General features: G+C 52.2%; 15 protein-coding genes and 1 riboswitch. All 15 genes read left to right on the top strand.

Annotated elements, in window-relative coordinates; translation table 11 throughout:
• Positions 1 to 89 precede the first annotated feature (89 nt).
• The 15 genes from lysA (at position 90) to ACH6EH_RS00445 (ending at position 13290) form a co-directional block, all read left to right on the top strand.
• A complete protein-coding gene (lysA, locus tag ACH6EH_RS00375; protein ID WP_208204042.1) occupies positions 90 to 1421 on the top strand; it encodes a diaminopimelate decarboxylase in 1332 nt (443 codons plus the stop codon).
• A gap of 171 nt (positions 1422 to 1592) precedes the next feature.
• Positions 1593 to 2027: a peptidylprolyl isomerase gene (locus tag ACH6EH_RS00380; protein ID WP_138225526.1), complete on the top strand. Its 435-nt coding sequence runs from the start codon at positions 1593 to 1595 to the stop codon at positions 2025 to 2027.
• 156 nt (positions 2028 to 2183) lie between these two features.
• Positions 2184 to 2353: riboswitch (FMN riboswitch) on the top strand.
• Between the two features lie 279 nt (positions 2354 to 2632).
• Complete coding sequence (gene ribD, locus ACH6EH_RS00385) at positions 2633 to 3778, top strand: bifunctional diaminohydroxyphosphoribosylaminopyrimidine deaminase/5-amino-6-(5-phosphoribosylamino)uracil reductase RibD (protein ID WP_397330671.1); 1146 nt, start codon at positions 2633 to 2635, stop codon at positions 3776 to 3778.
• 3 nt (positions 3779 to 3781) lie between these two features.
• Positions 3782 to 4450, top strand: coding sequence for a riboflavin synthase (ribE, locus tag ACH6EH_RS00390; RefSeq protein WP_397330672.1), 669 nt, complete (start codon positions 3782 to 3784; stop codon positions 4448 to 4450).
• Between the two features lie 34 nt (positions 4451 to 4484).
• Complete coding sequence (locus ACH6EH_RS00395; protein ID WP_138225529.1) at positions 4485 to 5726, top strand: bifunctional 3,4-dihydroxy-2-butanone-4-phosphate synthase/GTP cyclohydrolase II; 1242 nt, start codon at positions 4485 to 4487, stop codon at positions 5724 to 5726.
• Between the two features lie 78 nt (positions 5727 to 5804).
• Positions 5805 to 6272: a 6,7-dimethyl-8-ribityllumazine synthase gene (gene ribH, locus ACH6EH_RS00400; RefSeq protein ID WP_138225530.1), complete on the top strand. Its 468-nt coding sequence runs from the start codon at positions 5805 to 5807 to the stop codon at positions 6270 to 6272.
• Between the two features lie 68 nt (positions 6273 to 6340).
• The gene (locus ACH6EH_RS00405; protein ID WP_138225531.1) at positions 6341 to 7132 is read left to right on the top strand and encodes a segregation and condensation protein A; all 792 of its coding nucleotides are present in this window, start codon (positions 6341 to 6343) and stop codon (positions 7130 to 7132) included.
• A complete protein-coding gene (gene scpB, locus ACH6EH_RS00410; protein ID WP_138227701.1) occupies positions 7101 to 7706 on the top strand; it encodes an SMC-Scp complex subunit ScpB in 606 nt (201 codons plus the stop codon). The genes ACH6EH_RS00405 and scpB overlap by 32 nt, the downstream gene beginning before the upstream one ends.
• 122 nt (positions 7707 to 7828) lie before the next feature.
• Positions 7829 to 8524, top strand: a complete 696-nt coding sequence (locus ACH6EH_RS00415) for a DUF2953 domain-containing protein (RefSeq protein WP_397330673.1) — start codon at positions 7829 to 7831, stop codon at positions 8522 to 8524.
• 129 nt (positions 8525 to 8653) lie between these two features.
• Positions 8654 to 9121 (top strand): GerW family sporulation protein, encoded by a 468-nt coding sequence (gene ytfJ, locus ACH6EH_RS00420; RefSeq protein WP_397330674.1) that lies wholly within the window; start codon positions 8654 to 8656, stop codon positions 9119 to 9121.
• A gap of 612 nt (positions 9122 to 9733) precedes the next feature.
• The gene (locus tag ACH6EH_RS00425) at positions 9734 to 10852 is read left to right on the top strand and encodes a D-alanyl-D-alanine carboxypeptidase family protein (RefSeq protein ID WP_397330932.1); all 1119 of its coding nucleotides are present in this window, start codon (positions 9734 to 9736) and stop codon (positions 10850 to 10852) included.
• Positions 10853 to 10883: 31 nt separating this feature from the next.
• Positions 10884 to 11528 (top strand): nucleoside recognition domain-containing protein, encoded by a 645-nt coding sequence (locus ACH6EH_RS00430; protein ID WP_397330675.1) that lies wholly within the window; start codon positions 10884 to 10886, stop codon positions 11526 to 11528.
• A 5-nt stretch (positions 11529 to 11533) separates the two neighbouring features.
• Entirely contained in the window at positions 11534 to 12055 is a 522-nt protein-coding gene (locus tag ACH6EH_RS00435; protein WP_397330933.1) for a spore maturation protein, read from the top strand.
• 95 nt (positions 12056 to 12150) lie between these two features.
• Positions 12151 to 12498, top strand: a complete 348-nt coding sequence (locus ACH6EH_RS00440; protein WP_397330676.1) for a peptidoglycan recognition protein family protein — start codon at positions 12151 to 12153, stop codon at positions 12496 to 12498.
• A 21-nt stretch (positions 12499 to 12519) separates the two neighbouring features.
• Complete coding sequence (locus ACH6EH_RS00445) at positions 12520 to 13290, top strand: pseudouridine synthase (protein ID WP_138225537.1); 771 nt, start codon at positions 12520 to 12522, stop codon at positions 13288 to 13290.
• Positions 13291 to 13332 lie beyond the last annotated feature (42 nt).

Consider the following 13332-nt stretch of genomic DNA (forward strand, 5'->3'; position numbering starts at 1 on the left):
TCCATTTCTTTTTGAGGGTCTTGTCTGCTATACTGTGTAGAATTACTCGATTACCCATTTTTAAAATATTGATCGGAGGAATTGCAGGCATGTTTCTACACGGTACTAGCACAATCAATGAGAATGGACATCTTGAAATCGGGGGCTGTGACACTTCAGAGCTTAAAGCCCAGTATGGCACCCCTCTTTATATTGTGGATGAGCAAGCGGTCAGAGACCGGGCAAGAGAATATATCGAAGCTTTTAAGGCGTCTGGCTTGAAATTCCAGGTGGCATATGCCAGCAAGGCGTTCTGCGTTATGGCGATGTGCCGTCTGGCAGAAGAGGAAGGCATGTCCCTGGATGTTGTATCCGACGGCGAGCTGTACACAGCGCTGCAGGCGGGCTTCCCGGCAGAGCGTATTCACTTCCATGGCAACAACAAGACGATCGAAGAGATCGAGATGGCGCTGGACGCCAAGATCGGCTGCTTTGTTGTCGACAATGAAGTGGAGCTGCACATGCTTCAGGCGATTGCCGCTGAGAAGCAGGTTCAGGTTAAAATTTTGCTGCGCGTAACCCCAGGCGTTGAGGCTCACACACATGAATATATCTCGACCGGCCAGACAGACTCCAAGTTCGGCTTTGATATTGGTAACGGCTCTGCCTTCACGGCTGTGAAGCTGGCTTCGCAGCAAGACAATCTGGAGCTGCTGGGGCTGCATTCCCATATCGGCTCCCAGATTTTTGAGGTCGAAGGCTTCCAGATGGCAGTTCAGCGTGTGGCTGAATTTGCGGCTTCGGTAAAGGAACAGCTGGGCGTAACCTTTACTGTCGTCAACCTGGGCGGCGGCTTCGGTATCCGCTACGTGGAAGGCGATACTCCGTTGCAGGTGTCCCAATATGTGAAGGCCATTACCGATGCGGTGAAGAATCACTTTGCAGGTATCGCCGAAGAGCTGCCTGAAATCTGGGTCGAGCCAGGCCGCAGTATCGTAGGCGACGCAGGTACAACACTGTACACGGTTGGCACGAGCAAGGACATTCCAGGGGTTCGGAAATATGTAGCCGTAGACGGCGGCATGACAGACAACCCGCGTCCGGCTCTGTACGAATCCCGTTATGAAGCCATTCTCGCGAACCGCGCGAACGATAAGGTGGAAGAGACGGTATCCATCGCCGGTAAGTGCTGTGAGAGTGGAGATATGCTAATCTGGGATCTGGATCTGCCGAAGGTGGAGTCCGGTGATCTGCTGGCTGTAGCCTGCACAGGTGCTTATAACTATTCCATGGCCAGTAACTACAACCGGATCCGTAAGCCGGCGGTCGTATTCGTGAAGGACGGCCAAAGTGATCTTGTGGTCCGCCGCGAAAGCCTGGAGGACATCGTTCACCTGGACGTGGTGCCTGAGCGCATCAGCAAGGAAAGTGTCCTGAAGTAATTAGTATAACCAATGCATTTCTGGGATAAAGGAGGCCCCTAAGGCGCAGGCCAAGCCGGGCCTCCTTTCCTTTGGGAGAATTATACGATACAATGGACAACGTGAGTCTTTGAGAGCAGTGCTGAGGCCGCTTGATGAGCGGCTATCATACCGTAAAGGGACGTGATTGGAATGAAAAAAGGAACCATCGAACTCGAAAACGGCGGCATGGTGGAAATTGATTTTCTGCCGGAGGAAGCGCCAAACACAGTAGCAAACTTTGAGAAGCTGGCGAACAGCGGCTTTTATAACGGACTGAGCTTTCACCGTGTAATTCCGGGCTTTGTGGCTCAAGGCGGCTGCCCTGTAGGCAACGGTACGGGCGGTCCTGGCTACACCATTAACTGTGAAACAGCTACCAACACTACGAAGCATGAGACGGGTGTACTGTCCATGGCACACGCGGGACGCAACACCGGCGGCAGCCAGTTCTTCATCGTCTATTCCCCGCAGCCTCACCTGGACGGCGTGCACACTGTTTTTGGTAAAGTAACCAGCGGTATGGAGCATGTTAACAATGTGAAGCCTGGCGACAAGATGAAGGAAGTCAAGGTTTGGGAAGCGTAGAAATAATATAGCAAGGAAGCAGCCCTCTCAGGCAGTATGTGTCTGAGAGGGTTTTTTTTGGGCTGATCCTTGCTAAGCGCTTTTCGCCTCATTGTTGCTTTATTAATTTTAAATATGGTAACATGACTTCATAGGTAGTAAAGTATAGCTGAATATCATATCCTTCGGGGCAGGGTGAAATTCCCTACCGGCGGTGATGGACGGAGAGTGCACGCTGTGCAGATGTCTCTTCGAACTCAGTCCGTGACCCGTCTCTACTTCGTAGAGCCGGTGGACCTGGTGCAAATCCGGGACCGACAGTATAGTCTGGATGGGAGAAGGAGAAGAGCGCATAGCACTTTATTTGTGCTGTGCCTCACTGAGAAATCATTGCTTTCCTGTGTGTCAAATTTCACAAAGATAACGATACAAGACTTGCCGGAGGGCATGATTGCCTTTCTCTGCTTTTCTTTGCGTTGCTTTGAGCTGTTTGTCACCGGAATGATTTTTGGTGTACTCCCAATAAACATGCCCTGAGCTGGATAAACCCCAGACTCAGGGCTTTTTCTGTTCTTAAAGTATCATTTTGTAACAAGCTAGATCATTTCAAAGTGGGTGAATGGGCAATGCAAGTGATGAACGATGAATACTATATGGCTCTTGCCCTGGATTTGGCAGACAAAGCGCAGGGACAGACCGGAATCAACCCTGTCGTGGGCTGTGTTGTCGTGAATCAAGGCCGGCTGGCTGGTGTAGGTACTCATCTGGAGCGAGGAACGCCTCATGCCGAGGTGCATGCGCTCAATATGGCAGGGGGGCTTGCTGCAGGCAGTACGGTCTACGTTACACTGGAGCCGTGCAGCCATTATGGCAAGACGCCGCCTTGCAGTGAACGTCTGATTGCCGAAGGTGTTTCCCGCGTGGTGATAGCGATGCAGGATCCGAATCCTCAGGTCGCAGGACGAGGAATCCAGATGCTTCAGGCAGCAGGGATTCAGGTGGAGACGGGCGTCCTGGAGGCGCGCGCCGTGAGCTTGAATGAGGCTTTTATCAAATATATTACAACCGGTATGCCTTATGTGACCTTAAAGACAGCGAGCACCCTGGACGGCAAGATCGCTTCCAAGACCGGCGACAGCAAATGGATCTCAAATGCTGCATCCCGGACCAGAGTGCATACGCTAAGGCACCGGCATCAAGGAATTATGGTGGGCGTATCCACCGTGATTGCCGACAATCCGCAGCTGACCACCCGTCTGCCCGTGCCGGGCATTCATCCTATTCGGATTGTGGTGGACTCGAAGCTGCGAATTCCGATGGACAGCAAGCTGCTCCAGGATGGAATCTCACAAGTGCTGATTCTGACAACCGAGCAGAGTGATGAGGACAAAGCCAAGGCCCTGCAAGAGCTGGGGGCCGAGATCATTTACTGCGGAGCGGGACCGCGTGTCGATATGACATCAGCAATGAAGCAGCTAGGACAGCGAGAAATAGCCTCTATTCTGCTGGAGGGCGGGGGCACGCTGAACGGCTCGATGCTGGAGGAGGAGCTGGTAGACCGGATCATTCTGTTTATTGCCCCTAAAATTGCGGGAGGCCTGGGAGCACCCTCCAGCTTCATGTTTGGAGGCGTCGAGCAGATGAGCGAGGCGGTCGTCCTGGAGGATCTAAGCATGGAGCAGCTGGAGGATAATATTATGATTTCCGGCAAGCCGGTGTGGAGAAGGGAACTCCTTGACGGACAGGAAAAGAACAGCGATAAGGAGGGTTGATCCATGTTTACAGGCCTTATTGAGGAGATTGGAGAAATGCGGCGCATTGGCCGGAACGGTGAGGCTATGGTGCTTGCTATATCGGCTTCCCGGATTATGGATGATCTGAAGCTCGGCGACAGTGTTGCCGTAAATGGCGTCTGTCTGACAGCGACCTCCATAGAGAATGGGTTATTTACAGTGGATGTTATGCCGCAGACTTACCGCCATACGAATCTGCGAGTACTGCAGGCCGGCAGTAAAGTGAACCTGGAGCGGGCAATGGCTGCGGGAAGCCGTTTCGGCGGACATATTGTTCAGGGTCATGTGGACGGCACGGGTGTAATCTCCCGGGTGAAGCTGGATCAGAATGCGGTAATGTATGAAATCGTTCCTCAGGATCGGGATATGTTCAGATATATTATTCCACAGGGCTCCGTAACCCTGGACGGAATCAGTCTTACGGTGGTGGATACGACTGAGAGCAGCTTTACGGTATCCATTATTCCCCATACGCTTGAGGAGACGGTGCTGGCTTTGAAGAAGGCCGGAGATTCCGTCAATATTGAGAATGACATTCTGGGCAAATACGTAGATCACCTGCTTCATTACGGATCACGTACATCAGGTCATCACAAAAGTAAATCTAGCTCTGTCAGCATGGATTATTTGGCGGAACACGGATTCGCATGAGATAAGAAAGCACACAAGAAGGAGGAGGGTTGACATGCAAGAGCCGTTTCAGTTCCACTCCATTGCCGAAGCGATGGAGGATTTGATGAATGGCAAGGTCGTCATCGTCGTCGATGATGAAGACCGGGAGAATGAAGGGGATTTTGTAGCGCTGGCAGAAAAAGCGACACCTGAGGTCATCAATTTCATGATTCGCGAAGGTCGGGGCTTGGTCTGTATGCCCATGACGGCGGAGCGGGCACAGGAGCTGGACCTTAAACCGATGGTGGCGCAGAATACAGATTTTCACGGTACTGCCTTCACGGTTTCCATCGATCATGTTCAGACCACGACCGGGATTTCAGCCATGGAGCGCTCTATGACGGTACAAGGAATTATGGATCCCACAGCCGGACCTTTCCATTTTCGCCGGCCGGGGCATATGTTTCCACTGATTGCGAAGCAGGGCGGCGTGCTGCGCCGCGCGGGGCATACTGAGGCCGCTGTCGACTTGGCCCGGATGTGCGGGTCCTACCCGGCAGGCGTTATTTGTGAGATTATCAAGGAAGATGGAAGTATGGCGAGGCTGCCTGATCTGGTCGAAATCGCCCGTAAATTTGACCTAAAGCTGATCAGCATCAAGGATATGATCCAGTATCGCAATGCAACCGAGAAGCTAGTGAATCGAGAGGTTTCGGTACGCATGCCGACAGATTATGGTGTGTTTCAGGCCGTAGCTTACAGTAATGACGTGGATCATAAAGAGCATGTAGCTCTCGTGAAGGGCGAGATTGACGGAGAGAAGCCGGTTCTGGTCCGGGTGCACTCCGAATGTCTCACAGGGGATGTGTTTCACTCCCACCGCTGTGACTGCGGCCCGCAGTTTGAAGCTGCACTCCGGCAGATCCATGAAGCGGGCAATGGCGTGCTGCTGTATATGCGGCAGGAGGGCCGGGGCATCGGCTTGATTAATAAGCTGAAAGCCTACAAGCTGCAGGAGGAAGGGCTGGACACCGTCGATGCTAATCTCAAGCTGGGCTTTCCCGCTGATTTGCGCGATTACGGCATTGGCGCACAGATCCTGAAGGATTTAGGGATTCGCCAGATCCGACTGCTGACCAACAATCCCCGCAAGATTAAAGGCCTGGAGGGCTATGGGCTGGAGGTCGTGGAGCGGGTCCCGATTCAAATGCCGGAGAATGAGGATAACACCAGTTATCTTCATACGAAGCAGATGAAGCTGGGTCATATGCTGACCTTTGATGATATTGAGCAGAATGAGGACCAGAACCGCTGATCCGCGACAGTAACCGCAATTGTGAAAGCACCAGCTGATGTTTACTCTTTTACTTCATATAAAGAAAGGTTGATATTCATGGCAAATGTATTTGAAGGAAATCTCGTCTCCGAGGGACTGCGCTACGGCATCGTGGTAGGGCGCTTTAACGAATTTATTACGAGCAAGCTGCTGGGCGGTGCGCTGGATGCACTGAAGCGCCACGGTGTTAAGGAAGAAGAAACAGATGTGGCTTGGGTACCGGGAGCCTTTGAAATTCCTCTGATCGCCCAAAAAATGGCGGAAAGCGGCAAATACGATGCCATCATTACGCTTGGGACGGTCATTCGCGGCTCTACTACACACTATGATTACGTGTGCAACGAGGTAGCCAAGGGAGTTTCCGCGATCAACCTGAAGACCGGCGTACCGACCATTTTCGGTGTTGTAACGACAGAGAACATCGAGCAGGCCATTGAGCGGGCAGGCACGAAGGCCGGGAACAAGGGCTGGGATTCTGCAATGGCCGCAATTGAAATGGCGAACTTGACGAAACAGCTAAAATAGTGCTTATTTAATGTAGTGCTCTTTTACAGGGCACTGCATTTTATTTTTTTGTGGCGGGAGGATGGATTGTGACCGTATTGTACAAGCTGGAGACCTTCGAAGGACCGCTGGATCTGCTGCTGCATTTGATTGATCAAGCGGAAATCGATATCCAGAATATCCCCGTCAGTGAAATCACGGAACAGTACATGACGTATCTGCAGAGCATGAAGGAGCTGGAGCTGGAAATTACGAGTGAATTTCTGGTGATGGCTGCCACACTGCTGTCGATCAAGAGCAAAATGCTGCTGCCCAAGCCGCCGGTCATCGAAATGGATGACTTTGATATGGACATGGAGGATGATTTTGATCCCCGTGCAGAGCTGGTGCAGCGGCTGATTGAATATCGAAAGTATAAGGGCATTGCCCAGCATCTGCACGAGAAGGAATGGGAGCGCAGTCTGATTTATTCCAAAGAGCCGGAGGATCTGTCGCCGTATATGCCGATCGCCGAGGAGAATCCCGTCCAGGGGCTGCATGCCTCGGATCTGATTGCTGCCTTTCAGCGAGCCTTGAGCAAGGCGGTGAAGCGCACCTCCTATGCCCGCATCCAGCGGGATGAAATCTCGGTCAAGGACCGGATTCGGGAAGTAGTAAACGTTCTTGCATCTCAAGGGCCGGGAGGCCGGGTTCTGTTCTCCAGGCTGCTCCATGAGGACATGGTGCGCCATGAGATTGTGGTTACGTTTCTGGCGATACTGGAACTAATGAAGATGAAGCAGATTTTCGCTTTTCAGGAGAAGCTGTTTGATGACATCGTGATGGAGTGGAGAGGGGAAGTCAAGTTTGATGGATTTACCGAAGCTGAAATCACTTATTGAAGGCCTTTTGTTTCTCTCGGGAGAAGAAGGGCTGTCCGTGAAGCAGCTGGCCGAAATTACCGAGCAGTCGGCAAAACGGATTACCGATGCGCTGGAGGAGCTGAAGGCGGATTGCGAAGCGGGAGGGCGAGGCCTTCAAATTGTACGGATTGCAGGCAGCTACAAGCTGGCGACGCGGGCAGAGCATGCCGAGTATTTCGAGCGGCTGGCATATTCGCCTTCCAGATCCTCGTTATCGCAGGCCGCACTCGAGACGCTGGCAATTGTGGCCTACCGGCAGCCCATTACCCGAGTGGAGATCGAAGAGATCCGCGGGGTTAAGGCAGAGCGAGCCATCCAGACCTTGTCCAACAAGGGTCTAATCGTTGAAGTGGGGCGCGCAGAGGCCATCGGCCGACCGATCCTGTATGGAACGACCAAGGCTTTTCTTGATTATTTTGGCCTGGGCAGCATTCAGGATTTGCCGGAGCCTTCACAGTTTGAGGGCGATGGCGACAGCCTGGAAGAGGAAACCCAAATGCTGTTTGACAAGCTGGATGAGCAGCAGCTTACTTTGGATGACGTCAATTCATAATGTGGACTACCTAGAGCCCGGGCTTCCCGGGCTTTTTGCGATGCCGTATGATTTCTTTCGTAATTGCCATACTAACCCAGAGAAAAGACAGGCAGTAAGAATCTGGTGCTGGAGGGCATGATATGAATGCATGGGTTGTTGGTGGCTTAATTGTAGGAGGATTGCTGCTGGTGTGTGCCTGCCTTGTGCTGGGTTCGACCGTAAAGCTGGGGATTCGGATCAAGCTGGCAGCCCGTCAGTACTCCATGGTCATTCATATTCATTCCTTATACGGCTTGTTCAAGAAGACGCTGGAGCTGCCTCTGCATTCCTTTAAGGAGGAAGTGGTGGAGGAGCAGCAGCCGCCTTCACGCTTCTTCGGGAAATGGATCGATCCGTCGGGTAAATCCGATCCCGATGCACGCTCCCGCCTGGCCTTTCAGGATATGAAGAAGCTGCTTCAGGCTACGGACGGGTTCAAGACATGGATGCTGAGGTCGGTTCGGATCTTTAACGTGTCTTCCGTGTTCTGGTCTACAAGCCTTGCCCTCGATGATGCAGCCCAAACGGCCACCGCTTCAGGAGCTCTGTGGGGAATCAAGCATATGATCCTTGGCTGGCTGTCGTATCATGTGAAGCTGCATGGCAAGCCGGAGCTGTTTATTATTCCGGATTTTAACGGGCCGCCGCAGTTGTCAAGTGCTCTGGATGTCGATCTGCGCGTAAAGGTATATGCCCTGGTGAAGGCGGGGCTTGCGCTGTGGATTCGGGTGTGGAGAGTGGAAGGCGGACTTCGGACCTGGAAAAGCACCCTGCAGCGAGAGCTGGATCAAGCTTGAGGCCATGAAACATCGGCAGCATCCTTGAGCCGGCAGGAATCGGCATTACATAGTCTGTTTGCTTTAGGGGATGATAAACAGCAGGACCTACTTAAGGCTATATCAAAACAGCGTAAAGGAGTAATGATCATGTCCGATCACCCGATTCAAGGCTTGATGCAGACCGCGATGGAAAATATTAAAGCAATGGTCGATGTGAACACCATTGTCGGAGATCCAGTCAATACACCGGACGGTACGGTAATTCTCCCGATCAGCAAGGTTGCCTTCGGCTTCGCTGCAGGCGGCAGTGATTATAATTCCAGTGCCGACGGTTCACCGAACGGCGGGACACAGAACGGCGGAAAGGCGACACTGCCTTTTGGCGGCGGCAGCGGCGGCGGCGTATCGATCCGGCCGATTGCGTTTCTCGTAGTCGGCAAGGATGGCGTTCACATCGTTCCGCTGGACAACCAGACGCATCTGTTCGAGCGTATAATTGACTCGACGCCTTACCTGCTGGAGCAGATTCAGTCCATGTTCCAAAGCAGCAATCAGGGGAATGAAACCGCGAAGGATGCTTCAGGCTCCCAGAACGGTAACGGCCATTCCCATTAAGCAGAGCCCAGCTTCAGCGAAGGGGCTGTCCCCAAAGTAGTTTTTTGAATGACGAGACAGTTCTCTTTATGAAAAATTAAGCCAGTAATGAAGAAATGGCGATGTTGGGGAGGTTATCCCTGCATCGCCATTTCTGATTTTTGGTCTATTACCGCCTTCTTGAGCAACAAGGGGATTGCATGGAATGTCGTCTTCTAAATCATTGTGCAGATAAAGTTGATCCATGCACGAAGCAGCGGAGAGGACGAAACGATTCCGGACCAGCGGTAGCGGTCACCTTTGCCCCCGAATTTCTCCCTTGCTAGAATCATTCAAAGAATTTTGCGGGCAGCAGCGAGGGGAGGAACGTTTCGTACGCGGAGCAGCTCGCAACAACAAACGAGACCATCCCGCAAGACCCTAGATCTTTTGGGATAGCCTCTTTCTTGTGTTTGGTGAGCATAAGGACATACCTGCAGCCTGTCCCGCATATACTTGTACAACATATCACTTTAGCGGAGGATTCCCATGAAAATAAAACGTAACTTGCAGCTTAGACTGGCTTCCACATGGCTTCTCGGAGTGCTGATCCTGCTCGGACCTGCAGGCTTGCCTTTCCCGTTCAGTCTGGCTATGACTGTGCATGCCGAGCGTGCAGAGCAGCAACTCGCAATGCCATCTCCACCGGGTAATTACGCGGAATCGGCAGCACTGATTGACGTCAGCTCCGGCAGGCTGCTGTACAGTAAAGAAGGCAACAAAAGGATGCGTGTCGCCAGTCTGACCAAAATCATGACGGCAATCGTCGCGATTGAGCATGGAGATTTGAAATCCCAGGTGAAGGTGAGCAAGAATGCTTTCGGCAAAGAAGGCTCCTCATTATTTCTAAAGCTTGGTGAGGAGATGCTGCTGGAGCATATGCTGTACGGGTTAATGCTGAGGTCAGGCAATGATGCAGCTACGGCTATCGCAGAGCATGTCGGCGGCTCAGAGGAGGGCTTCGTGCTGCTTATGAACGAGAAGGCGGCTGAGCTGGGGATGACGGGGTCCCATTTTATGAATCCACATGGACTCGACCATGATGAGCACTATTCAACGGCTAATGATATGGCCAAGCTTACGGCTTACGCGCTGCACAATCCCGATTTCGCCGAGATCGTCAAGACCGAGGTCAAGAAGGCGCCCAACCCGAATGAGAGCTGGGATTATAAGTGGAGCAACAAAAATAAAATGCTGCATCTGTATGAAGGTGCTGACGGCGTCAAGACCGGCTATACGAAAAAAGCATTACGCTGCCTTGTCAGCTCAGCCACGAGAAATGGACAGCAGCTGGCCGTTGTCACCCTTAATGATGGGAATGACTGGAATGATCACGGCAAGCTGCTGGATTACGGCTTTGAGCATTTTCAGCTGCATCAGCTGATTCAGGAGGGCCAAGCGGTTCAAGGACAGCCGCTGAAAGCCGGGAACCGCTTTGCCTATGCACTGCTACCGGCAGAGCAGGCGCTTGTCAAGAACAAGCTCGTCCTGCACAAAGCGGTGGAGCCGGATCTGTCGTTCGGGAGAAGAGGGTATATCGAGCTGTCGCTGCATGGTGAAGTGATCGGACGGGTGCCGGTGTACGAAGAAGGCAGCTTGATACCAAAAGAGCAGCAGAATGAGGAGCATGCACGCGAAACCTGGCACCAAACAGAGAAGCAAGGCTTCTTAAGGTCTGCAGGGATTGTGCTCCGCAAGTTCTTGGGAGATTAAAGAAGGATCATGTCCGAAAGGGGGGACTAGGATGATAAATGTCATCTGGATGGGAATGATCTTGATCGGATTTATCTTTTCCGCCGTGAACGGGAACATCGAGGACGTTACCAAAGCCGTCTTCGATGGAGCTCAGACTGGCGTAACCGTATCCTTTGGCTTGATCAGTATTATGGTGTTTTGGCTGGGATTAATGAGGCTGGCAGAGGATTCGGGCCTCCTGGCGAAGATCGCCCGGTTAATGGGACCGGTAGTAAGGTATTTATTTCCTGACATCCCGAAAAATCATCCAGCCTTCGGCTACATTCTATCTAATATGAGCGCGAATCTGTTTGGCCTCGGCAATGCGGCAACACCAATGGGAATCAAGGCCATGCAGGAGCTGCAGAAGCTGAATCCGGACAAGGAGCAGGCCTCCCCGGCTATGTGCACCTTGCTGGCATTGAACACCGCGAGCATCACCTTGATCCCGACGACGCTAATCGCGATAAGGATGAATTATCATTCCGCTAACCCCTCTGAAATTGTAGGCACGACGCTGATGGCGACAGCGGTCGCTACGCTGGCGGCAATTATGGCTGACCGCTGGTGCAGGCATCGGCTCATCTCACAATCGAAAAAGAAAAAGCCTCCGGCCTGGCCTCATACCCCGAAAGAGGGTGACGCCCCGTGCTAGAGCTGATGAATCTCATCTCTGTCTGGATGATTCCGATCGTGATTGCCTTTATCCCATTGTTCGCTTTCGCCCGCAGGGTACCGGTCTATGAAACCTTCGTGGATGGTGCCAAGGACGGCTTCTCGACCGCCATATCCATCATCCCGCATCTTGTCGGTATGATGGTGGCCATTAGTGTGTTCCGCGCTTCCGGCGCGCTGGAGGCCATGACCTCCTGGATGGGCCCGTTTCTGCTGGGTCTTGGCGTACCGCCGGAAATCATGCCATTGGGTCTGCTTCGCCCGCTGACCGGAACGGGCTCCCTGGCCTATACGACCGAGCTGATCCATGTCTACGGGCCGGACTCCATCATCGGCCGGATTGCCTCCACCATTCAGGGCAGCACGGATACAACGCTATATGTACTCACTGTATATTTTGGCGCGGTCGGGATCCGAAAGGGCCGATATGCCTTGAAGGTCGGCTTGTTCTCGGACGTCATCGGATTTATTGCTGCCATCTTTTTTTGCCTGCTTGTCTTCGGATAAGGAGGCTTTTTAATTACTTCATAGTGACAAGTATCCATACGCCCTGACCCTCTGTCTCATATACTGTGGCATGTCAGAGGAAATGGAGGGCTCCTATGAATTTCGAAGGCTTTATTATCCACCACACGGCTTGTACGGAACGAGATCATCAGGAGGAGGATTGGGATTTTATGATTTTGAGGGATGGGTCGGTAAAAGCTGCCCCGTCACTTCGGCACCCCGAATATATTCATATCTGTCTGGAGGGTGACTTTAATCTGGAATATAGCTTAATGGATTTCTACCAAAAAAGGCAGCTGTTTCAAGCCAGCAAAATCATTATTGAGCTGTCCCGGCGCTATGAGATTTCTCCGTTATATTTATTTCCGCACCACGACACCTGTCCCGGGTTCAATTTCCCATGGAATGCGCTTGTGATTTATCCCGCAGGTGGGTATCATTAGGGATGAGGTGACCTAACAAACATGGAGAGATTACAAAAAATCATGGCACAGGCCGGGATAGCCTCCAGGCGTAAGTGTGAAGAGCTTATTCTGGGCGGCAAGGTGCAGGTGAACGGTGAGACCGTGACAGCACTCGGCACGAAAGCAGACCCGGATCAGGACGAAATTACGGTATCCGGAAAGCCGATCAAGAATGAGAAGAAAGTCTATGTCATGCTGAATAAACCGAAAGGCGTTATTACCAGCGCTTCCGATCCGGAAGGCCGTAAGATCGTATCGGATTATTTGAAGGGCGTGCGTGAGCGCGTCTATCCGATCGGACGGCTGGACTATGATACGGAAGGGCTTTTGCTGCTTACGAATGATGGCGAATTTGCGAACTTGCTGAGCCATCCGAAGTATCATGTTCCGAAGACTTATCTGGCAACGGTTAAGGGAGTTCCCCACGGGGAGGGGCTGGACAAGCTTCGTCAGGGTATTATGCTGGAGGACGGCATGACCTCGCCGGCAGAAGTGGAATACAAGGATGTCGATCCTGACAACAAGCAGGCCGTCATTTCCATTACGATTCATGAGGGACGTAACCGACAGGTCCGCCGGATGTTCGAGGCGATCAACCATCCGGTAATCCGGCTGAAGCGTATCTCTTATGGAGATTTGCTGCTGCAAAATTTAAAGCGGGGCATCTATCGCCACCTGACACCGGATGAGATTAACAGGCTGGTTCAGATGGCAATGTCCGCCAAAAACAGCAAGCCTGAGGGGAAACGACCTCCACGGCGCAGAACCTGACACATAATTTTCAAATTGGCTTCCTGTTTTATTGACAATCTT

Source organism: Paenibacillus sp. JSM ZJ436 (genome assembly GCF_044383795.1).
In the GTDB taxonomy this organism is placed as follows: Bacteria; Bacillota; Bacilli; order Paenibacillales; family Paenibacillaceae; genus Paenibacillus_AQ; species Paenibacillus_AQ algicola.